Source organism: Paenibacillus sp. 37 (genome assembly GCF_008386395.1).
In the GTDB taxonomy this organism is placed as follows: domain Bacteria; phylum Bacillota; class Bacilli; order Paenibacillales; family Paenibacillaceae; genus Paenibacillus; species Paenibacillus amylolyticus_B.
In genome coordinates this window covers 2,270,185-2,291,476 of sequence record NZ_CP043761.1, presented here as the reverse complement: position 1 = coordinate 2,291,476, position 21,292 = coordinate 2,270,185, and the positions used below count along the sequence as shown (strand labels likewise).

21 protein-coding genes and 1 other RNA gene are annotated in these 21,292 nt (G+C 45.3%); 9 read left to right on the top strand and 13 right to left on the bottom strand.

What is annotated here, in order from left to right; all coding sequences use genetic code 11:
• Positions 1–32 precede the first annotated feature (32 nt).
• Complete coding sequence (locus tag F0220_RS10400) at positions 33–275, bottom strand: ferredoxin (RefSeq protein ID WP_017689369.1); 243 nt, start codon at positions 273–275, stop codon at positions 33–35.
• 117 nt (positions 276–392) lie between these two features.
• Complete coding sequence (locus F0220_RS10395) at positions 393–1,694, bottom strand: DNA polymerase IV (protein WP_091017506.1); 1,302 nt, start codon at positions 1,692–1,694, stop codon at positions 393–395.
• 531 nt (positions 1,695–2,225) lie between these two features.
• Between F0220_RS10395 and cimA the strand changes: the two genes are divergently transcribed.
• The gene (gene cimA / locus F0220_RS10390; RefSeq protein WP_105598120.1) at positions 2,226–3,845 is read left to right on the top strand and encodes a citramalate synthase; all 1,620 of its coding nucleotides are present in this window, start codon (positions 2,226–2,228) and stop codon (positions 3,843–3,845) included.
• A 119-nt stretch (positions 3,846–3,964) separates the two neighbouring features.
• Here the strand turns inward: cimA and F0220_RS10385 are convergent, their stop codons facing one another.
• A complete protein-coding gene (locus F0220_RS10385; protein ID WP_105598119.1) occupies positions 3,965–4,516 on the bottom strand; it encodes a TlpA family protein disulfide reductase in 552 nt (183 codons plus the stop codon).
• 226 nt (positions 4,517–4,742) lie between these two features.
• Here F0220_RS10385 and F0220_RS10380 point away from each other — a divergent pair, with 226 nt between their 5' ends.
• Positions 4,743–5,234 (top strand): M67 family metallopeptidase, encoded by a 492-nt coding sequence (locus F0220_RS10380; RefSeq protein ID WP_105598118.1) that lies wholly within the window; start codon positions 4,743–4,745, stop codon positions 5,232–5,234.
• Here the strand turns inward: F0220_RS10380 and F0220_RS10375 are convergent.
• The 3 genes from F0220_RS10375 to F0220_RS10365 are packed head-to-tail and all read right to left on the bottom strand — an operon-like array spanning position 5,220 to position 8,481.
• Positions 5,220–5,957: an exonuclease domain-containing protein gene (locus F0220_RS10375; protein WP_091017513.1), complete on the bottom strand. Its 738-nt coding sequence runs from the start codon at positions 5,955–5,957 to the stop codon at positions 5,220–5,222. The two genes, F0220_RS10380 and F0220_RS10375, sit on opposite strands and share 15 nt — an antisense overlap.
• Entirely contained in the window at positions 5,954–7,039 is a 1,086-nt protein-coding gene (locus tag F0220_RS10370; protein ID WP_397376328.1) for a DUF294 nucleotidyltransferase-like domain-containing protein, read from the bottom strand. Before F0220_RS10370 ends, F0220_RS10375 begins: the two co-directional genes overlap by 4 nt.
• Before the next feature lie 41 nt (positions 7,040–7,080).
• Positions 7,081–8,481, bottom strand: a complete 1,401-nt coding sequence (locus F0220_RS10365; protein ID WP_074094452.1) for an ammonium transporter — start codon at positions 8,479–8,481, stop codon at positions 7,081–7,083.
• Positions 8,482–8,832: 351 nt separating this feature from the next.
• Here F0220_RS10365 and F0220_RS10360 point away from each other — a divergent pair, with 351 nt between their 5' ends.
• Entirely contained in the window at positions 8,833–9,261 is a 429-nt protein-coding gene (locus F0220_RS10360) for a MerR family transcriptional regulator (protein ID WP_017689377.1), read from the top strand.
• A 28-nt stretch (positions 9,262–9,289) separates the two neighbouring features.
• A complete protein-coding gene (locus F0220_RS10355) occupies positions 9,290–9,970 on the top strand; it encodes a zinc metallopeptidase (RefSeq protein ID WP_036609646.1) in 681 nt (226 codons plus the stop codon).
• 36 nt (positions 9,971–10,006) lie between these two features.
• Here the strand turns inward: F0220_RS10355 and F0220_RS10350 are convergent, their stop codons facing one another.
• Together F0220_RS10350 and F0220_RS10345 are read right to left on the bottom strand one after the other, a co-directional pair.
• Positions 10,007–10,918, bottom strand: a complete 912-nt coding sequence (locus F0220_RS10350; protein ID WP_062833647.1) for a glutamate biosynthesis transcriptional regulator GltC — start codon at positions 10,916–10,918, stop codon at positions 10,007–10,009.
• 70 nt (positions 10,919–10,988) lie between these two features.
• Positions 10,989–11,615 carry a rhomboid family intramembrane serine protease gene (locus F0220_RS10345; RefSeq protein ID WP_036609651.1) on the bottom strand — a complete coding sequence of 209 codons (627 nt, stop codon included), beginning with the start codon at positions 11,613–11,615 and terminating at the stop codon, positions 10,989–10,991.
• Positions 11,616–11,763: 148 nt separating this feature from the next.
• Here F0220_RS10345 and tpx point away from each other — a divergent pair, with 148 nt between their 5' ends.
• The gene (gene tpx / locus F0220_RS10340; protein ID WP_091017517.1) at positions 11,764–12,282 is read left to right on the top strand and encodes a thiol peroxidase; all 519 of its coding nucleotides are present in this window, start codon (positions 11,764–11,766) and stop codon (positions 12,280–12,282) included.
• A gap of 71 nt (positions 12,283–12,353) precedes the next feature.
• On the opposite strand, the gene F0220_RS10335 is transcribed toward tpx, so the two are convergent.
• The 4 genes from F0220_RS10335 to F0220_RS10320 all read right to left on the bottom strand — a co-directional run bounded on the left by F0220_RS10335 (position 12,354) and on the right by F0220_RS10320 (position 15,799).
• Entirely contained in the window at positions 12,354–12,746 is a 393-nt protein-coding gene (locus F0220_RS10335) for a DUF1499 domain-containing protein (protein ID WP_017689382.1), read from the bottom strand.
• Between the two features lie 182 nt (positions 12,747–12,928).
• Positions 12,929–13,120, bottom strand: a non-coding RNA gene (gene ssrS, locus F0220_RS10330) — 6S RNA.
• Positions 13,121–13,171: 51 nt separating this feature from the next.
• Positions 13,172–13,984 carry a YesL family protein gene (locus F0220_RS10325; protein WP_017689383.1) on the bottom strand — a complete coding sequence of 271 codons (813 nt, stop codon included), beginning with the start codon at positions 13,982–13,984 and terminating at the stop codon, positions 13,172–13,174.
• A 219-nt stretch (positions 13,985–14,203) separates the two neighbouring features.
• Positions 14,204–15,799, bottom strand: a complete 1,596-nt coding sequence (locus F0220_RS10320) for a degradosome RNA helicase CshA (protein ID WP_091017518.1) — start codon at positions 15,797–15,799, stop codon at positions 14,204–14,206.
• Positions 15,800–16,104: 305 nt separating this feature from the next.
• Between F0220_RS10320 and F0220_RS10315 the strand changes: the two genes are divergently transcribed.
• From F0220_RS10315 to F0220_RS10300, 4 genes are all read left to right on the top strand, one after another.
• Positions 16,105–16,926 carry a YitT family protein gene (locus F0220_RS10315; protein WP_091017520.1) on the top strand — a complete coding sequence of 274 codons (822 nt, stop codon included), beginning with the start codon at positions 16,105–16,107 and terminating at the stop codon, positions 16,924–16,926.
• A 174-nt stretch (positions 16,927–17,100) separates the two neighbouring features.
• Positions 17,101–17,289, top strand: a complete 189-nt coding sequence (locus F0220_RS32855) for a hypothetical protein (protein ID WP_029880762.1) — start codon at positions 17,101–17,103, stop codon at positions 17,287–17,289.
• 163 nt (positions 17,290–17,452) lie between these two features.
• Entirely contained in the window at positions 17,453–18,634 is a 1,182-nt protein-coding gene (locus F0220_RS10305) for a putative glycoside hydrolase (RefSeq protein ID WP_105598116.1), read from the top strand.
• A gap of 203 nt (positions 18,635–18,837) precedes the next feature.
• On the top strand, positions 18,838–20,190 hold the full coding sequence (locus F0220_RS10300; protein ID WP_105598456.1) for an MATE family efflux transporter: 1,353 nt from the start codon (positions 18,838–18,840) through the stop codon (positions 20,188–20,190).
• A gap of 77 nt (positions 20,191–20,267) precedes the next feature.
• Here the strand turns inward: F0220_RS10300 and pfkA are convergent, their stop codons facing one another.
• Positions 20,268–21,239, bottom strand: a complete 972-nt coding sequence (gene pfkA, locus F0220_RS10295; protein WP_036609663.1) for a 6-phosphofructokinase — start codon at positions 21,237–21,239, stop codon at positions 20,268–20,270.
• Positions 21,240–21,292: the final 53 nt, after the last annotated feature.

The following is a 21,292-nucleotide window of genomic DNA, read 5'->3' as shown; positions in this document are numbered from 1 at the left end:
AAAGAAAGTGCTGTATGTTTAGTGAGAAAACCTTAGCCTTCTTTATTGAAAGGCTCATCCGCTACTTTGATTGAATCTGTAGGGCAGCCATCGCATGCATCCTGCATATCGTCAAACAAGTCGTCTGGAATAGCTTTGACACCATGGTTAGCATCGCCGTCAAAGATAACTTCAGCCAAACCTTCATCATCATAATCGTAGATGTCTGGAGCCGTTGCTCCACAAGCGCCACATGCGATGCATGTGTCTTTTTCAACCCAAGTATATTTACTCATTTACATTCTCTCCTCCTAAAATTCAAAACGTACAGTGTTTTTATCTAGAAACATATTAAACCAAAGTAAGGATAATTACAAATCATTTTGCAACCACAAGTCTCTATTATCCCTTATTTAATCAAGACTTTGCAAGTTATCTTTTTGCAGGGATGTACCGCGCACTTTATGATTCCGAAGCAGCACGGAAGGATCGTCTCCAAGCATGCCGGCGGTCACAACAGCATTCTCACCAAATTTATCACGTAACTGATCCATAATCCGAATCAGATTGTCCTTCTTGGGCTTCTGCTCATATTCAAACAAGTCCATCTGCACAGCGGATTCTTCTCTCGGAATCAGGTTCTGAAGTGTCACACCCAGCATGCGTACAGGCTTGCCACTACCCCAATGCTTCTCAAATAGTTTACAGGCCTCACGGTAAATGACCGTTGCATCCTCCGTAGGAACTTCCATTAAACGTGATCGGGTGATTGTCTTCATATCCGGTGTGCGGATCGTAATCTGAATACCCTGGCTGAACATTTCGTGCTTACGCAATCTTCTGGCTACCTGGTCACTTATATTGAGGAACACACGATGAATCTCATTCATATCCGATACATCCGCCGGTAAAGTGGTTGTATGTCCAATGGATTTATTGGCTTCCCGTTCCGCGTGAACTGCGGAATGGTTAATGCCATTCGCAGAATTTTTGAGCCATGCTCCATTAACTCCGAATAGTTCGGTCAACATGTTCTCATCCGACTTGGCCAATTGACCAATCGTTTCAATGCCCAGTTTTTTCAGCTTTTCAGCCGTTTTTTTGCCAATGCCAAACATCTCGTTACATGGCCTGTGCCAAAGAATCCGGGGTACGTCCCTCATACGTAGAATGGAGATACCGTTTGGTTTTTTCAGATCCGAAGCCATTTTTGCCAATAATTTATTGGGGGCAATGCCAATGGAACATGGCAGCCCCAATTCATCCTTGATTCTACGCTGAATGCTCTCCGCAATCTCCATTGGATTCCCGAATTGCCTTGACCCTGTAATATCAAGATAACATTCATCAATGGACGTTGCCTCAAGTTGAGGGGTATAACTATACGCAATCTGCATGAAAGCTCTTGAATATTGACGATATAAATGAAAATCAGGACGAATCACAATGAGATCAGGGCACTTTTTCAAGGCTTGGTGGACAACCATTCCTGTTGAGATGCCTCGATTACGAGCGGCATATGAGCAGGTTACAATTACACCCTTTCGCAGTTCACTGCTGCCCGCAACGGCCGTTGCTTTTCCTCTATATAAATCTGGTTCCTCGGCTTCATGTACAGAGCAGTAGAAAGCATTCATATCGACATGCAGAATCACCCGTCCGGCTGTAGGATAGTATTGATCCACATTCGCTGGAGGATTGCCGTCTGAAGACATCATGAACCCCCGCCCTTTCTTGCACACTAATTAATGAAACGAATTTCTTTCTTCTATAGTATATCAAACCCGTTATGTTAATTCAGTCACGAACATTTATTTTCTGCGAGATCTGATCAGAGACCGAATAATCAACCAGCCTACACTCACAAAAAATATCAAAGTGACCAGGGCAATAACCGTATTTTCCCATACAAAACTCAAAATAAGCCCTCCTTTTCTTCCATATATTCCAATTAAAACTCAATAATAGATTATAACATACATCCGGATTATGATTAACATCCTTCTTTTTTCTCTAAAATCCGTTAATTGTTACATGATACTGCGATTTCGATGTAGCATTTGGCTATAATGGTGATATAATAATTAATTATACAAATTGACGATTTTAGGACAAATCAGCGCACCCAGTTTAACACAGTGTAGCGTTGCCGAATCGAAGGATTCGTCCACTAACGTACTTAACAGCTTTTCCCAACTTACAATCCATACTTTTAAAAGAGCGCTTTATCTCAAAGGAGGATCTTCATGTCAAAGGCCATTTCCATCTTCGATACGACTTTACGTGACGGCACACAAGGGGAGGGTGTCAGCTTATCGGCAGACGACAAACTCAAAATTGCCAAGAAGCTTGATGACCTGGGTGTACATTATATTGAAGGCGGAATTCCCGGCAGCAATACCAAGGACATTGAGTTTTTCAAAAGAGTCAAGGAATTAAACCTGAACGCAAAGGTTGTTGCTTTTGGCAGTACCCGCCGTAAAGGCAGCGTTGCTAGTGAAGACGCCAACCTGAAGCGCATGATCGAATCTGGTGCTCAGGCTGCAACCCTGGTCGGTAAATCATGGGACTTCCATGTGCATACCGCTTTGCAAACTACATTGGAAGAAAACTTGTCCATGATCTATGATTCCATCGCCTATCTGAAACAGAATGGTATGGAAGTCATCTTTGATGCAGAACACTTCTTTGACGGATTCAAACATAACCCGGAGTATGCTCAAGCGGTCTTGACCAAGGCCCACGAGGCAGGAGCGGACTGGCTCGTCATGTGTGATACCAACGGGGGGACGATGCCAAACGAGGTGCACGAGATCGTATCCACACTGCATAGAAGCCTGCCTCATGCCCATCTCGGCATCCATACACATAATGATTGTGAACTGGCTGTGGCCAACACACTCAGCGCTGTACAAGCCGGAGCCCGTCAGGTGCAAGGAACGATGAACGGTTATGGAGAGCGTTGCGGTAACGCCAATCTCGCATCCATTATCCCGAACCTGCAACTGAAACTTGGCTATGAATGTGTTACTGAAGATTCCATGAGACAACTTACAAACGTGGCTCGTTATGTTAGCGAGATTGCCAATGTGAATATGCCGATTAATCAGCCTTATGTCGGCAATGCTGCTTTTGCTCACAAAGGTGGAATTCACGTCTCTGCCATCCTGCGGGATTCACGTACCTATGAACACATCGTGCCTGAACTGGTTGGTAACAAACAACGTGTGCTGGTCTCTGAACTTGCCGGACAAAGTAACATTGTATCCAAAGCACAGGAACTGGGGCTTGAGTTCGATCCAAGCAATGCCAATTCACGTCAGATTATTGAGAAGATCAAAGACCTGGAGCATCAGGGTTACCAGTTCGAAGGTGCAGATGCTTCGCTTGAATTGTTAATTCGTGAAGCAAACGGTGACATGAAAGAATTGTTCACGTTTGAATCATTCAAAATGCTTGTGGAGAAAACAGCGGGCAAATCCGTTGTTTCTGAAGCTTTTGTCAAAGTGAATATCGCTGGAACAAGCGCTTATACCGCTGCTGAGGGCAATGGTCCGGTTAACGCACTCGATAACGCCCTTCGGAAAGCGCTGGTGCAATACTTCCCTTCGCTTGCCAACATGCATCTGTCGGACTACAAAGTGCGTGTTCTGGATGAGAAGGATGCCACAGCTGCCAAAGTTCGTGTATTGATCGAATCCAAAAATACGGAAAACACATGGAACACTGTCGGTGTATCCGAGAACGTAATTGAAGCAAGTTGGGAAGCGCTCGTACACAGTTTCCGCTATGCGTTGCTTCAAGAAAAATTACAGGATGAGCCGGGCACACTCCCTATTCCTGCTCATGGGATAAGCAACCACTAAAGTATATATTCAAAAGAGCATTTTTTGAACAAACTCTTAACGCTTATTTCCCGGAAAATATAAAGAAGCCTCTGTACCCATGATTCATGGATGCAGAGGCTTCTTTGTTTACATGAAAATTAATTCGCAATTAACTTTTTAATCTTACGTTCCAACTCTTTCTCAGGTAATATGCCCAGAACAATCTCCTGTATAACGCCTCTGGAATCAATCAGAACGTTCGTTGGAAAAGCGACTCCATTGTATTGAGCATACACAGTCCCCTTCTCATCCAAGGGAATAGGGAAATTCAGTTGGTACTCATCCACAAAAGCTTTGGCATCTTTGAGTTTATCGTATGACGTTACATTAACCCCATACATGTCAAGCTTATCCTTGTATTTTGCAGCCATTTTGTTCAGCTCAGGAGCTTCCTGTTTACACGGCTCACACCAGGATGCCCAGAAACTGACGAACGTGCCCTTATCTTTGGCACCACCCACACTGTACGTCTTCCCATCCATTGCTGTCAGAGAAAAAGCGGGCGCCAGAAGACCCGCACGAGGCCCCGTCTCTGTAGGCATGGGTTCTTCCTGCTTAAAGACGGCTGTAATGCCGTCACCCGCATTCTGGGCCAGTGCAATACCAACCAGCAAGACAACACCAAGGAGTATGTATATGTTTCGTTTCATAACCCGCCACCCTTTTATATAATTAGCACATTGAAACTGAAACCGTAATTTCTGCACATGCTAAGTGTTTATCACGCTCTATTACAGTTCACCAGAACATGATTCCCAAATGTTCTCTTTATTATTGTACCCTTTTCCTTTAAAATTTTACAATCCGCATTACAGAAAATAAAATGAAAAAGGACTCCTGCCATAGCAGGAGCCAAAGAGAGAGGGGTGAATACAAATGGCAGCACTTCACGGGCAGCAAAACGCCATCTACATCCCTTCTTCCGTAGAACAAGAGATGTCAAAGCACATGTTCCTTTCGCTGCCGCAAGAAGCCTGCGGGGTTATGCTGGGTGAAACCGCAGCGGGCGGTATACGAATCAGTCGGTTTCAGCCCATTCGTAACGTAGCACCTGACCCGCTGCACCATTTTACTCTGGACGATGCCGAATGGATTCGGTGCGTATTCTCCGAGCCCAAGCTCATTGGTATCTTCCATTCTCATCCGCAGACAAGGCCTGTTCCATCCGTAGAGGACATGCAAGCTCTTCCGGCCTTCGCCGGTTTACTTCAGATGTACCTCATCGGCTCACCCGACCTAACAAGCGGGTTGCGATCTCATATGCATCTGAACGGTTATCTGATTGAATCCTCGAAGGAATCGCAGGATCAGGCACAACGTGTTGTGCCTTCATACAATCTGTTTCCCGTTCCGTTATGCGTGACTTAGCTGGGTATACAGATCACCCAAGGTCTCCACATTTTTACGAGTCATGTCCTCCAAGTAGCAGGACCATAACTGTGCAGTCATTTTTGAATCTTCCAGTGCATGGTGCCGCCCATAGATCGGAATCCCTCTGGATTCCAGCAATTCATCCAGACCATACCCCGGCCTGCTTGGTTCAAGCCAGCGGGCCAACATCATCGTATCGATTAAACGATGTGTCAACCTTACCTTTGAAGTCCGCCACAGAGCGGCATTCAGAAAAGCTCGGTCATGCGCACTTGCGTGTGCAATCAGAACATTTCCACCTACAAAAGACATGAAATCATGCAGCCCTTCCAGCAAAGTCGGTGCGTCCAGCGTCATCTCCTGCGTAATACCTGTAAGTTCAGTAATATGTTCCGGAACCGCAGTCTTGGACTGCACCACCGTATAGAACTGCTCCCCTTCCAGTACCACACCACCATGTATACGGACCGCACCAAATGAGATAATCTCATCCCCATGCTGGGGCGAAAATCCCGTCGTTTCCAGATCAAATACAACTGCGTCCAGCTCATTTAGAGGTGTATGCAGAACCTCAGGTCTGCGCTGATCTCTCATCATCGAACGGATAAACGCCATGTGTTGCGCCGTAGGGGCTCCCATAATGGAAGCGATGGCGGAAGGAACCCCTCCCTGACGCAGCGAATTCCAGAATCCTGTATTGCCCCTTGCCGGCTCTCTCATGGACGTCTCCTTTCTGCAAAACGCAACTGTCTTTGCAAAGCACGATGCACTCGTCGTACCAACCCGAGCGTATCCCTGAGCTCATAATGAATTTGCTTTTGTTTCATCTGTTTCTCATCCAGGAACCCACTGCTATGTTGCAAATCCCCTTGTATGACAACCGGTGTACTTCGGCGAAATTTCAAAGCAGCCAAGAAGGCCCGCTGACATGCATCCAGTAATGTAAATGGAACAGCTTCAAGCGAAGTCAGTCTCTCCATTCTTTTTAACGTAGATGACTCCTTGATCCCATGTTGCAAAGCCAAATAACGAGCACTGTTCACCAGCGGAATGTACAAACCATACTTAACATCAAATCCGCCTGCATGTTCACCAAATCGTTCTGTGACCACACGTCCAAGTACATTTAATGTAGCTTTATGTTTAACCGTATTGCGAAGAACTGCATCCGAAAGTTCAGGAATCAGTCTGAACTTTTCATAAAAACTCGTGATCCATTCCTCCGCCAGACTTTGCTCACCTGCAACAAAACGCATGTCTGAAGCAATAATCAGATTACGAACAGGCTCCCAATTCAGATCCGAGCTCCAATCTGCTAATTGTTGTTTCCATGAGGCCAGTGTTTTTCTCCAGAGTGGCTCAGAGCACATGACTTTACCTTCGCACTTGGCGTAACCAAGCTCTTCTAACATATCCGTCATTCGCTGTCCGAGCTGAGCAAAATATTCCTCTTTACCTTCATGCGGAGTATCGCTAATGATCATGCCATTATCCTGATCACTCCATAACGTTGCTTCTTCCCTGCCGGAACTGCCAAATACGATAAAGGCATAGGGGACGGGAGGTTGGCCGAAGCCTTCCTCAACCATCCCCTGAATGCATAACTCTACTGCTTTCCGTGCAATCCGGTCATGCAGTTCATTTACCGTTTGGTACCACTCGATCGGCGACAAGGAAGCGGACAACAATTCCTGGAGCTCGTTCTGTAATATTACACGTTCCTGGCGCAGTTCTTGAGAAGACACCGCACCATCGATTCCCTGATAAGACCAGGAATAGTTTGTATACGAGATGGGTTCCATCATGTCCAGCCTCCTTGAAGCATGATTCAGCATCATTCACCTCAGGAGCTGAACGTACCACCATTGGATTTAGAATCTACATTTTTCATTTGTTCAGGGTATCCGTAAGTACCGTGCTCACTGATATCCAGACCCATTGTTTCTTCTTCTTCAGTAACACGGATGCCCATGATCGCTTTCATTCCACCCAGAATAATGAAGGACATGACCAGTACGAAGGCAAAAGCACCTGCCAGACCGAGAAGCTGTACGCCCAATTGGTGGAATCCACCGCCATAGAACAGACCCGCTTGACCTACACCAGCATTCTCGGCAAGTTCAGGAGTAGCGAACAAGCCCGTGGAGATCGCACCCCACATACCAGCAATACCATGCACGGAGAAAGCGTAGATTGGATCGTCAATTCCTTTACGATCGAAGTACTGTGCTGTGAAGAATGTGATGATACCCGCCAGAGCACCGATAACCAGCGCTGCCCAAGGTTCAACGAATGCACATGCTCCTGTAATCGCAACGAGTGCCGCAAGCACACCGTTTAACATGCTAGGAATATCAGACTTACCAAGTACTGCCCATGAGATCAACAGCGCAGCAACACCACCAGCTGCAGCAGCTACGTTAGTAGTTAATGCAACATAACCGAAGAACCCATCCCCCATGGCAGATAATGTACTACCTGGGTTGAATCCGAACCAACCGATCCAGAGGATAATAACCCCGAGTACGGAATACACTTGGTTGTGACCTGGAATGATGTTAGGTTTTCCGTCTTTGTTATATTTACCAATACGTGGTTTCAACAAGATGGTAGCTACCAATGCTGCAGTCGCACCAGTCAAGTGAACAACCGTCGATCCTGCAAAGTCTTGCATACCCAGCTCAGCCAACCAGCCGCCGCCCCATACCCAGTGAGCAACAACCGGATACATGATAATGGTATAAAGAGTACCGAAAACAATATATACGCTCATCTTTGCACGTTCAGCCATACCACCGCAGGCAATGGCCAGAGATACCGCCGCAAAGGCGAGGTGAAATACGAATTTAATAGTCAGTGGAACATCGGAGAAAGCCAGTGATTCGAAGGAAGCAGCCATCTTGTCACCACTCAGGAAGAATCCTGTTGTTCCAAAGAAGCTGTTACCATTACCGAAACCAAGACCAAAACCCAAAGCCCAGAAGGCAATAACTGAAATTCCCAGTGTCAGGATGGTCTTACCCGCAATGTGTCCTGCATTCTTCATTCGTGTTGAACCCGCTTCGAGTAAAGCAAATCCCCCTTGCATCAAGAACACGAGTACAACAGCCAAAAACGTAAAGGCTGAGTTCAAACCACTTTGAAGTTCAATGTTAGTCGGACCCTCCGCAGCCGCAAATGCGCTGACCGGAAAAGCGAACAAAGTAAGCATTACTAACACGGAAACCAACCATTTCTTTCTCATATACCCCACTCCCTCTTATGTTAAGTTTCTTCACATAACGTGAAACTCTTAATGTCATTATAAGCAGAAGAGAGGAAAGTTGACAAGAGTATTTTCATCAAAACTGAAAAATATTTCTGGGAATAAAGTCATACGTCTTTTTCTTGCACTTAAGTACATAATCACATTCTATGAGTACATAGATATAGAAATGCAGTATGCTGATTGCCAAAGCATAACGTTTGACTGTACGGTTAAAGATCATGTATCATACTTATTAGTAAGAAAATTGGGCGTAGTCTAGAAATTCACAAGTGGAAACTACAATTCCCTACATTTGAACTTGCAAGCGAGGTGAATATCATTGGGGATATGAAACTTTTTCGGATTGGCGAACTTGCCAAGACCGCTGGTGTTAGTGAACGGACGATTGATTATTACACGAAGCTTGGACTAATCGCTCCCGAAGAACGTACACAAAAAAATTATCGTCTCTATAGTAATGAAACTTTAACGAGGCTTGAACGTATTGTACAGATGAAACAAGAGAAGTATAGTCTCGACGAGATTAAGCAATCTCTTGAAAAGTGGCGTCTGGTTAGTACAGAAGAACAAGTTGCCAGCAAATTGACAACACTGGAGCTTCATGTACAACAACTTGAGCGAGAGGTTAACGAACTCAAACCGCTACTTGGAGAGATGAAACCTGTACAAGCACGTAAAATGATGGCAGGACTCCTCACCAAAAGTGCCGGTACAATGGAGGCACTAAAAATCTTGCTTGAGAACACCATGATGTAGCTTATTCTTAGAAAGCGGAGGAATGAATATGAGTTTTAATAACGGTATGTTCGTATTGATCATTATCGCCTTTTTGCTCTCTTTATGGGCGCAATTTCGCGTTAAAGGTACGTTTAGACGTTGGTCGGAGGTACCGAACCAGAACGGAATGACTGGTTACGATGCCGCTCGCCAGATGCTTGATGCTAACGGCCTGCACGATGTTCCAATTGAACCTGTACGCGGTACGCTCTCTGATCACTATGATCCGATCAATCGGGTTGTACGTTTATCAGAACCAGTATATTATGAAAACTCAATCTCAGCTGTTTCGGTAGCGTGTCATGAAGTTGGCCACGCCATTCAGCATAAAGAAAGTTATCCGATGCTGGCACTACGTCACCGGATCTTCCCAATTGTGAACTTTGCATCCGGATTAGCTCCATTCCTGTTGATTGCAGGATTCATCTTCAATGCCATGAACCTTGTAGGTATCGGTATCATCTTCTTCTCCGTAACTGTAGCATTCCAACTCATCACTTTACCGGTTGAGTTCAATGCAAGTAATCGCGCTAGAGAGATTATGGTATCCGAAGGGTACATCCGTAACGAAGAAGAAAAAGGTGTTGCAAAGGTTCTGAATGCCGCAGCCTTGACTTACGTTGCTGCAGCGTTGATCTCACTGCTTGAGTTGATTCGTTATATCGGAATCTTCAACAGCCGCGATTAATTGGATACCTAATACAACAAAAACAATACCCCACCGTCAATCGGATGGGGTATTGTTTTGTTGTAAACCGAAATAATGAAGCAAAAATGAACGAAAGGACTGGGCAACCAGCGGCAGTTTGTCATCCGCACGGTGAATTAACCCGATGGTCCGTGTTACTTTGGGATGGGAGATGGCCACATGTGCCGGTTGCAAAGGATTGGTCTGGAATAGCGCCATCTCAGGTAGCAGACTGACCCCCATGCCCGCAGCAACCAATCCGCGGATGGTGTCGGTCTCTTCCCCTTCAAAAGCGATCTTGGGTGTAAAACCAGCTTCCAGACAGGCATGCCACACAATAGGACGAAGAGAATAACCTTTGCTAAACAATACAAATTTATCATCCTTGAGTTGTTCAAGCGCAATGGTCTCTTCACCAGCTAACGGGTGATTGGGAGGAAGGATCGCATGCAATTCTTCTGTGAGTACAATATCACCATCTACTTGATCATGCTTCTCTGGAAAAGGAGAAATAAATGCCAAGTCTACTTCTCCAGATAACACATCACGAATCAGTGTAGGGAACATCCCCTGCTTGAATCTGAATTTCACGTTAGGGTAACGCTGACGGAAAGCAGCCACAACGGAAGGAATGAGATGAATCCCCAGGCTATGAGGGAATCCAATTCGAATCTCCCCATGCTCCGGATCAAGAAACTCATGAACTTCCCCGACTGCCTTGTCCAAATCTTTTAATATACCTTCAATTCGTTTGCAAAAAAGCTGTCCCACTGCAGTCAACTGCAGGTTCCGCCCCTTTTGCATAAAAAGGTCCACGCCCAGCTCTTCTTCCAGCTGATGAATCTGACGACTCACCGCCGACTGTGCCACATGCAACTCTTCAGCAGCCTGTGTTACATGTTCCTTCTGTGCCACTTTCAAAAAGTAATGCAACTGTCTTAATTCCACTCGTCCTGATCGCTCCAATCTGTTATACCCTACTTATCCTGGATTGCATTCCATCTTGAGAACGTTCTGACTACCTCTTTAAGCTGCGGGGTTTCCACAATCTGATCAACAGTCCGTAAATAAAGAATCCACCCAACAATCCGCCAAGGTGAGCCATCCAGTTGATGCCTGACATGGCGAAAGAGAATATGATCCCGAACAAAAGCAACGTGTACATCGTTTTGCGCGAAGCCTCGTCCATCATCGTTCGCTGAAACAGCGCTACATACAGGAATGCACCATAGACGGCATAGATCGCTCCTGAAGCCCCTACCGATATGGTAATACTCCCAACCGAGTTGTACCACGCAACAGCAAGAATATTACCCAATACACCGCCACCCAGGTACAATACACCATACCTTACCGACCCGAGCAACCGCTCCATTGGTGGTGCAAATACGATTAACGCAAAGCTGTTAAACAATAAATGACTGAAGCCCGCATGCAGGAACATGGATGTAATGTAACGCCACCATTCATGCGCGAACAGTTCATGATTCGTAAGTGCCCCGAATTTCAGCAGCACCATATTGTTTGTTGATCCACCGTTCACCGTTAACACAATAAACATGACTACATTGGCAATTAAAAAAAGCGACGTCAAAGGGAAATACTTCAAATAACCTTTCCAGTTCTCATAGCGAATAAATATCATAAATTTCTTCTTTCACTCCACCCTGTTCAGATCGGACTTACATCTCTGATCCATCGTAATGGTACATGTCCGAATTGGACAATGCCTTTCATAAAAGATTATAATGGATTTTGGCACGGATCACCAATTTATAAGGAGGAACATTATTATGACACAAGAACGTACAGGCGCAGCCACATTTAAAGGCAACCCTATTACATTGATCGGACCCGAACTGAAAGTGGGCGATCAAGCACCTGATTTTACACTGAGCAAGAACCTGGTTGAGGATGCTTCCCTGAAAGACTTCGCAGGCAAAATCAAATTAATCAGCGTTGTTCCTTCCCTGGATACTGGCGTATGCGATGCGCAAACTCGTCGTTTCAACGTGGAAGCTGGAGATCTCGGAGACAATGTTGTTGTCTTGACAGTAAGCGTTGACCTTCCGTTCGCTCAAGCCCGTTGGTGTGGAGCAGCTGGTGTTGACCGCGTAGTTACATTGTCAGACTACAAAACACGTTCTTTCGGTGAAGACTACGGCGTTCTGATCAAAGAATTCCAACTCGACATGCGCTCCATTTTTGTTTTGGATGCCCAAGACCGGATTACATATGTGGAGTATTTGCCTGAAATGACAGACTCCCCTAACTTCGAACAAGCAATTGCTGCTGTAAAAGCTTTGCTGTAGAAGTTATCATACGTTCAGAACAAAAGCGAGGAAGGTTAACCTTCACTCGCTTTTGTTATTTATCATCTATTTCAATCATTTGCTTTATACTTGCTTAGCTTTTTATCCAGTACAGAGAATAAGTTCATAATCGTGCGATAATTGGAACCCAAGTCTCCAAGTGAACCACGAGAAGCTGAATACATATCCACCGCACTGCGAACAGGACTTACCGAGATAATGGAAACTGTAATATCCATCGTCCGTCCAAAGGTAGTCCGCTTCTCCAGAATAACTTCTCCAACAGAAGGCACTTCATGCAGCACTTTATAACCCGGAATCTTTTTGAGTGTCGAAGAGACCTCTTCCCAGGCTCTGTCTTTGGATAAGTTATAATACCGTGTTTTTAATTTGGGATCCTTGGCTCGATCGCTGGTCCCCTCCATGCTGCGGATGATACCGACGAGCGTTCTCTTTAAGGTCAAGACCCTTCCTCCTTTGAATGTAACCGTTCCATTTATGTATCTTAGTGTAACATTGTTCAAGTAGTAACAAAAGGGCAAGCATCATATTTATCGTAAAACCAATCAAAAACATTCATCACAACTTAAAAACACCCTGAAATTCCTTCTAAAGAGGAAAAGTCAGGGTGCTGTACATGAAGATTTAGGAACCCGCCTATGCCGTCCGGCTACATTGTCTTATGAACCTGCTTGGCAGGTGGGTGACCGCAAAAATGCTTTTTGAAGTCCCCATGTCGTATAGACAGGGCTTTTCAGCAACATTCTGTGTTGATCTCCCGAAGACATCATCATTGGTTCAAAACAACGAATAACCGAAACGTACATCGCAGGATGTACAATTATTATATCCCTAACTGTGTAAAAAGTAAATGGCGATCCATCATGTTTTATTTTTGCAATGTAATGTTTTTGTCGTCTGATGGCTCAGATGTTTCACCATTCTCTGCTGATTGTTCAGCCAGCGCAGCAGCTTCCTCTTCTTCCTTCTTGAGTTGCATCTTCTCCATCTGCTCCTGCATCTTGTTGAAGGTTGCGTAGAAGTTAAAGAAAGCAAACCAAGCAATGATACTGATAATGAAGAAAACAAACAAGACCGGATAACGGAAACCGATGTAGAACAGCAATCCACTTCCCAGCAATGTGGAAAATACACGGAATGGTCTGATCAGCGTAAGCAATACCGCGTTTTTGATAATAAGTCCGATGGACATATGATAGTGTACAACCATCGAGAAAAAGTTAAAGAGTGATACGAATAACAAGAGAAGCAGTACTAACATGATGATTCCCACGAGCTGCATATTGCGGAACTGCGTCATGTACACGGTGTAATCCAGATACATAATCGCGAACAGCAGTGTGTAAAAAATGCCCCCAATTAAACTTTGCTTGTAGTTTTCCTTGTAACCTACAAAGAAAGTACGGAAGATCGGAACATCCGTATCGCCCATATTCCATTTACGAACAACCGTAAACAGCGCCGAAGTCGCCGGGAACAGTGTAAGCGGTGCCACAATAGCTATAGCCCAGTTCATTTGCAATGATTCGTTTGCGAGGTTCTGCTGCATCACGAGCAGTTTCATAATCAAGAAAAACAAGAACGGAGACGAACAAATAGCCCACAACAGATTGGTTGCGGCCAGTCTCGTAATCCACTCTGTAAGCCGGTAGATCCCACCCATAGCTCCTTTAAATTCCAAACATTTCTCCTCCTCTGCAGCCTTGCGAATTACCTTAAGTCTAATATTAATATACCTTATTATAGATAGGAAAAGCCAGTACTTCCCGAAAAGAGATCGTCATTGTCCTTAGCTAGCGCTTCTGGCCACTTCTGACAGTGAAATAAAATGATTGCAGGCGCTTTGAAAATAAAAAAATGGAGCAGTTGCCCGCTCCATTTATCAGATCATACGTTTATATTACTCGAAAGAAGAATCTTTCGCTGGACGACGTCCTTCGTTACTGCTTGGACGCGGTTTGCGGTCACGGTTGTAACCACCTTCTCTGCTTCCACCGCCAGTGCTGCTGCCGCTGTTACGATCACGGTTGTAACCGCCACGTCCGCCGCCACTGCTGTTGCGATCGCGGTTGTAACCACCACCACTGCCGCCGCTACCACTTGTGCGGTTACCGCTGTAACCCGATGGTTTACGTCCGCCAGATCGAACATCCGGTTTACGACGTTTTGCACGGATTGGGTCTTCAGGAGTCAGATCAACTTGAGCATCTTTCTTGTCACCTGTCAGGAGCTTCAGTGCAGCCGACAACAGTTGAACAGAATCATATTGCTCAAGCATTTGAATCGCAATACCTTTGTATTCGTTCAGTTCGCCTGATTGTACGATTTCCAGCAAGCGCTCTGCTGTCAAACGTTGTTTACCTTCAACCGCCTCTGCCATTGTTGGCAGTGGTTTACGTGGAATACGGTGACGTGTTACACGCTCGATGAAGTGCAAGTGATCAATCTCACGCGGTGTAACGAAGGACCAAGCAGCACCCTCTTTACCCGCACGACCTGTACGACCGATACGGTGAACATAGCTCTCCGGATCTTGCGGAAGGTCAAAGTTAACAACGTGAGTTACACCAGATACGTCGAGACCACGTGCAGCCACGTCTGTTGCAACGAGTACGTCAATGCTGCCGTCACGGAACTTACGCATTACCGCATCACGTTGATTCTGGGACAAGTCACCATGAAGACCGTCTGCAGAATATCCACGTTTTTGCAAAGCTTCAGCCAATTCGTCAACACGACGTTTTGTACGTCCGAATACGATCGCCAGTTCAGGAGATTCCATATCCAACAAACGGCTCAATGCTTCGAATTTTTGACGCTCAGGTACTTCGATATAGGATTGGTCAATCAATGGTGCACTAACATGTTTCGGAATCACAGAAATGTGTTCAGGATTGTTCAAGAATTGTTGTGCCAATTTTTGAATGTTAGGAGGCATTGTTGCTGAGAACAGCATCGTTTGGCGCTCGTCTGGAACTTGTTTCAGGATGGATTGGATATCCTCCATGAAACCCATGTCGAGCATTTCATCTGCTTCATCCAGTACAACAGTTTGTACATCATCTAGTTTGATTGTTTTGCGGTTGATGTGGTCAAGGAGACGTCCAGGTGTACCAATGATGATTTGTGGTTTTCTTTTCAGTGCACGGATTTGACGCACGATATCTTGTCCGCCGTAGATTGGCAGGGAGCGAAGACCTTTGAAGCGAGTAAGTTTTTCGATCTCTTCAGCAACTTGAATTGCAAGTTCACGTGTAGGTGCCATAATAAGGGCGCGGATTTTCTCGTCACTTTTTGTGATTTTGCTGATCAACGGAATACCGAATGCAGCTGTTTTACCCGTACCTGTTTGAGCTTGACCAATCAAATCTCTGCCTTCGAGTGCCAAAGGAATCGCTTTGGATTGGATCGGTGTTGCTTCTTCAAACCCGAGCTCAGTGATGGCTTGCAGCACCAGTGGTTCAAGATTGAAATCTGTAAAGTTTAAATTTGTCAAAATTATTCATGCTCCTTTTATATGGTGGACATGGTGGACAATCCACTTTGTTGTCTGTATTCTTAAGTAGCGTTAATATTTATAGGGTATCCCAACGGGACAAATTATTTTCACTAACGAATATAATTCCATGAATGGGTCCCCAACATAAGACTAAAACTACATACATGTGTTTGAAACATTTCAAAATTTTATTGCTCCATTTAGGAAAAGTTTCCTACTCAAGAATATCCACAAATTATTATATCACAAAACAATTCAAGATTACCAGCAATCTGGTTTTAAATATAAATGAGGTGATTAAATTGCCCAAAATAATTTGGCACTCTTTAGTGATCATTTTGGGTGCTGCAGCTATTGCCTGCGGCTTTAACTGGTTTTTGGTCCCCCATCAGCTTTTAAGCGGCGGGGTGTCCGGTATTTCAATGCTTCTGGGTTATTTTACAACGTTGAATCTTAGTATAATGTATTTTGTTCTTAACATTCCCCTGCTCATTGCAGGTTGGTTTATTCTTGGACGACGCTTCATTACATTAAGTATTCTTTCGGTAGCAGCCACTTCCTGGTTCATTGCGCTTCTGCCTGTTTTTGCTGTGGCAACAGACCCTTTACTTAGTTCTGTTTTTGGCGGTGTGCTTATTGGAATGGGCACTGGCGTTTCCTTCCGAGTCGGTGGCTCCACAGGAGGACTCGACATTGTTGGGTCCATTTTCACGCGTAAACGAGACTTTCCGATTGGTACGGTAATGGCTGGCATGAACGGTTCGATTATTATGCTTGCAGGATACCTGAGTGACAATTGGAATACAGCCTTGGCCTCCATGGTATCCATTTACATTACAGGCAAAGTGCTTGATCTGATTCATATCAGTCACGTCAAAGTAACGCTGTACATTATTACAAACGAAACCGAAGCCATGTTAAAAAAATTACTTGTTCGGCCTCGTGGAGTTACCAAAATTAAGACTCAGGGAGCATACACGGATATTGAGAAGGACATGCTCATGACCGTTACCACCCGCTACGAGTTGGTTGAAATTAAACGTATTATCAAGGATACAGATCCAAACGCTTTTGTTAACATTGTGGAAACGGTTGGTGTTATGGGTTCATTTCGCAGAAGTTGAGACACCTGTACGGTTAACAATTCACAACATTGTGGTATAATAACGGTGTACGGCTCCTAAATATGTTGTATAGCAGGTTCAACCCTTCAATTTCACAGGCCATATGCTTTCCCGAATCGCGCCGAATGACTTACCATTTTGGAATTCGAGTAGGAAAGGGTGATTATTGTGGATATGGAAACGGTAAAACTGTTTGAGATTGTCAACAGATGGTGCCCGGAAATGCTCCCTTTCTTGAAACCGAATGAACTCGACTCACTGATAGTCCTCCGGGATGGGCTGGGCATCCTGGAACAGGGAGACGCAATGGAAATCATTCAGTACAGTATTTGTGAGCATCAAAATGAGATTTACATTCAATAATTTTTTTCAGATTGATCACGCCGCTTCTTGCAGAGGATTTCCTCAGCAGGAAGCGGTTTTCATTTTTTCCATGTGTTTCATTACTTGCTTAATATGGTTAAAAGCCCAGAGGCTTTAATGTATAATTCATACATGGAATGCACACATAAGGGAGTGGAAATGAATGAACATGTTTTGGGCTTTACTGGCTATGGCCTTTGGAAGCTTTGGTGGTGCCCCCGCAGTGGCGGATCAGGGAAATCCCCAGTTCCAATCGTTAACCAACAGTTTTAACACTGCAATCATCCAATCTCAAAAAGATCAGGTCGTTATTGATGCCGATAACCCACCTGCCAAAATGGATCCTCAACCTGACGCACCTGTGGTCAAAGGTATTTATGTCACAGCCTACAGCGCTGGCGGCGAACGTATGAAAGAATTGTTGGAACTGACAGACAGTACAGAACTGAATGCCATGGTCATTGATATCAAAGACGATCTCGGATACATAACTTATCCCACAGAAAACAAAGCGCTTCAGAAAATGGGTAAATCCCAACCTTTTATTCGGGATATCGATGCCTTGATGAAACGATTGCAAAAACATGAGGTCTACCCGATTGCACGTGTCGTTGTATTCAAAGATACGATTCTTGCCAAGAAAAATCCGGAGCTCTCCTTCCGCAACAAGGATGGATCTGTCTGGGCCAATGGCAAAGGCGACAGCTTTGTGAATCCGTACAGCAAGGAAGTATGGGACTATAACATTGAGATTGCCAAGGAAGCTGCCAAGCTTGGATTTAAAGAGATTCAATTTGACTACGTTCGTTTCCCGGAAGGATTCGAAACTCGAGCCGATGTCCTGAAATATACCAAATCCGACAAGTCACGAGTGGATGTTGTAGCTGAATTCGTGCAATATGCACGCAAGGAGTTGGCCCCGCTAGGTGTTCGGGTCTCGGTTGATATTTTCGGTTACGCCGCTTCTGTACCTGCGGCTGAGGGCATTGGACAGGATTTTGTTAAAATATCCGAAAACGTGGACGTGATCTCACCGATGGTATACCCTAGTCACTATTCTACTGGCTGGTATGGAGTCAAGGACCCTGACAAAGATCCTTACACAACCATCAAGGGTTCAATGGAAGATACACACAAGAAACTAGACCCTACCAAAGAACTCAAACCCGTCATTCGTCCGTGGATTCAGGACTTCACAGCAAGCTGGCTGGGCAGTGGGCATTATATCAAGTATGGCAAGAAACAAGTGGAAGACCAGATTAGAGCGATGAAGGACATGGATGTGCATGAATATCTGCTCTGGAATGCGTCCAACCGTTATACATCAGGTGTACAATATAAGTAATCCGCACTCTTTCATACTTCTCATTTCATCCAACCTCGTTCTGCTTGAAGCGGAGCGAGGTTTTTTGGTGTTCATTTTTCTCTGACTGCCCCACTCTGCTTCTGTCCCTATTCAAATTGAACAAAATCCACTACAATAAATAGCTGTCCAGATATGACACTTGGATGACATCTCTTTAGAATAGCGAGGCACTGCCAGTGAACATGAACACAACAAGTTTTTCCCAAAAAGTGAAGCAATTCCTGATTATATTTTTGCCCATCTTTACCACTCAAATCGCCCTCTCTTCCATGTCGTTCTTCGACACCAATATGTCAGGCAAGTTTTCTCCGGCCGACCTTGCAGGCGTCGCAATCGGCACAAGTCTGTGGATGCCAGTTCAAACCGGACTAAGCGGGATTCTGATCGGTATTACACCTGTCGTTTCCCATCTGTTAGGTTCCAAACGTAATGATCAGATCGGGTATAACGTCATCCAGGCGTTGTATCTAGGGATTGCAGTCAGTCTAGTCGTTATCGGAGCCGGGGCGTTGTTACTTGGCCCTATACTGAACGGAATGCCTCTAGAGCCCCGGGTTGCCCAAGTTGCCTTCTATTTTTTGTGTGCACTCGCTTTTGGCATTATCCCGCTCTTCGGATATACGGTGCTGCGCAGCTTCATGGATGCACTTGGCCAGACACGGACTACGATGTTCATTACGTTGGTTTCCCTGCCCGTTAACATCATTCTAAATTATCTGCTGATATTCGGCCGCTGGGGCTTTCCACAATTGGGCGGTGTTGGCGCTGGAGTTGCTACAGCATGTACATACTGGCTGATCTTTCTTATTAGTCTCTTTTTTGTCCATCGGGTCGAACCTTTCGCCCAATATGGCATTTTCCGTCGATGGACCCGTGTATCATTGTCCAAATGGAAAGAGTTACTCCAGATTGGAGTGCCCATCGGATTCGCGACTTTTTTCGAAACGTCCATCTTCGCTGCTGTGACTTTAATGATGAGCCGTTTCGATACCACAACAATTGCTGCCCACCAGGCGGCGCTGAATTTCGCTTCTACGCTCTACATGTTGCCTGTGAGCATATGTATGGCTCTTACGATCCTTGTGGGTTATGAGGCAGGTGCGGGGCGTCTGAGAGATGCCAGACAATACAGTCTGCTTGGAATTGGTGGAGCCATCGGGCTCTCACTGCTGACAGCGATCGTGTTGATTGTGTTCGGCGAACAGATTGCAGGCGTGTATTCAAACGATCGAGAGGTCATTGCACTTACGCAGCATTTCCTCATCTACGCCATTTTCTTTCAGATCTCGGATGCGATTGCCACACCGACCCAAGGAGCATTGCGTGGCTACAAAGATGTTAATCCGGCACTGATCATTACGTTCATAGCGTATTGGATTATTGGCCTGCCTGTAGGTTACCTAACAGCTACGTATACTTCACTCGGTGCCTTCGGATACTGGATTGGACTCATTGCCGGCCTTGCTGTAGGAGCAACAGCGCTTCTCTGGAGACTCTTCTTGGTACAAAAACAAGCGGCACTCCGTAAGGCGTAACATCGATATACTCACTCCGTGAAACAACAAAAAGAGCACAATCCACGGGACTGTGCTCTTTTTGCTTATGAATCGAATTATTGGGACAAACGTTGTGCAAGCTCGTAAGTCACCATATCGAAATCTTTTTTTGTGTTAACCACTTTATCAATATCCGTCAGGGTAAGCTCACCCTTGATAATGCCACAACCTTTGTCTGTCTCGCCTGCGATCAGACTGCGAACAGCGAAGTCACCTAAACGGCTTGCCAGGTTACGGTCGAATGGAGTTGGCGTACCCCCACGCTGAATGTGACCCAGAACGGTTACACGCGGCTCATACGTTGGGCAACGTTCCATCAGTTCTTTTGCTACATCCTCACCTTTGCCTACGCCTTCTGCAACGATGATAATACTGTGACGTTTGCCATGTGCAAAGTTAGCTTTCATCCGATCTGCTACTTCGTCCATATCAAATGGAACTTCTGGGACAAGAATCGTTTCAGCACCCGAAGCAAGTCCGGCATGCAGCGCGATATCTCCACAGTGGCGACCCATAACTTCAACGATGGAAGAACGTTCGTGTGAAGACATCGTATCACGTAATTTGTTTACTGCATCAACTACTATGCTTACAGCTGTATCAAATCCGATGGTATAGTCGGTGAATGAAACATCGTTATCAATCGTTCCTGGCAGACCCATGGTATTAATGCCCAGTTTGCTCAGTTTATTCGCTCCGTTGTAGGAACCATCTCCACCGATAACAACCAGACCGTCAATGCCACGCGCACGCAAAATGTCCGCACCTTTTTGCTGACCTTCAGCGGTATAGAACTCCTTGCAACGTGCCGATTGAAGAACCGTTCCCCCACGTTGGATGATATCCCCTACACTCCGCAAATCCATTGGGAAAATGTCATTATTCAAAAGACCCTGGTATCCACGTTGAACTCCAAATACTTCGAGACCGTGAAACAGTCCGCTGCGAACAACCGCACGAACAGCCGCGTTCATCCCCTGTGAATCACCACCGCTCGTTAATACTGCGATTTTCTTTACTGCTGTCATGATGTTTCTTCCTCCTCTAGTTTCACTTCAGGCTCCGCAATATCACACCTGAC

Bases quoted from the DNA above. Each gene is read 5' to 3' on its own strand.
- F0220_RS10400 (WP_017689369.1), bottom strand. From the start codon at position 275: ATGAGTAAATATACTTGGGTTGAAAAAGACACATGCATCGCATGTGGC.
- F0220_RS10365 (WP_074094452.1), bottom strand. From the start codon at position 8,481: ATGAGAAAGAAATGGTTGGTTTCCGTGTTAGTAATGCTTACTTTGTTC.
- F0220_RS10375 (WP_091017513.1), bottom strand. From the start codon at position 5,957: ATGAGAGAGCCGGCAAGGGGCAATACAGGATTCTGGAATTCGCTGCGT.
- F0220_RS10345 (WP_036609651.1), bottom strand. From the start codon at position 11,615: ATGATATTTATTCGCTATGAGAACTGGAAAGGTTATTTGAAGTATTTC.
- F0220_RS10385 (WP_105598119.1), bottom strand. From the start codon at position 4,516: ATGAAACGAAACATATACATACTCCTTGGTGTTGTCTTGCTGGTTGGT.
- F0220_RS10395 (WP_091017506.1), bottom strand. From the start codon at position 1,694: ATGTCTTCAGACGGCAATCCTCCAGCGAATGTGGATCAATACTATCCT.
- F0220_RS10355 (WP_036609646.1), top strand. From the start codon at position 9,290: ATGAGTTTTAATAACGGTATGTTCGTATTGATCATTATCGCCTTTTTG.
- tpx (WP_091017517.1), top strand. From the start codon at position 11,764: ATGACACAAGAACGTACAGGCGCAGCCACATTTAAAGGCAACCCTATT.
- F0220_RS32855 (WP_029880762.1), top strand. From the start codon at position 17,101: ATGGAAACGGTAAAACTGTTTGAGATTGTCAACAGATGGTGCCCGGAA.
- F0220_RS10370 (WP_397376328.1), bottom strand. From the start codon at position 7,039: ATGGAACCCATCTCGTATACAAACTATTCCTGGTCTTATCAGGGAATC.
- F0220_RS10305 (WP_105598116.1), top strand. From the start codon at position 17,453: ATGAACATGTTTTGGGCTTTACTGGCTATGGCCTTTGGAAGCTTTGGT.
- F0220_RS10360 (WP_017689377.1), top strand. From the start codon at position 8,833: ATGAAACTTTTTCGGATTGGCGAACTTGCCAAGACCGCTGGTGTTAGT.
- pfkA (WP_036609663.1), bottom strand. From the start codon at position 21,239: ATGACAGCAGTAAAGAAAATCGCAGTATTAACGAGCGGTGGTGATTCA.
- F0220_RS10380 (WP_105598118.1), top strand. From the start codon at position 4,743: ATGGCAGCACTTCACGGGCAGCAAAACGCCATCTACATCCCTTCTTCC.
- cimA (WP_105598120.1), top strand. From the start codon at position 2,226: ATGTCAAAGGCCATTTCCATCTTCGATACGACTTTACGTGACGGCACA.
- F0220_RS10300 (WP_105598456.1), top strand. From the start codon at position 18,838: ATGAACACAACAAGTTTTTCCCAAAAAGTGAAGCAATTCCTGATTATA.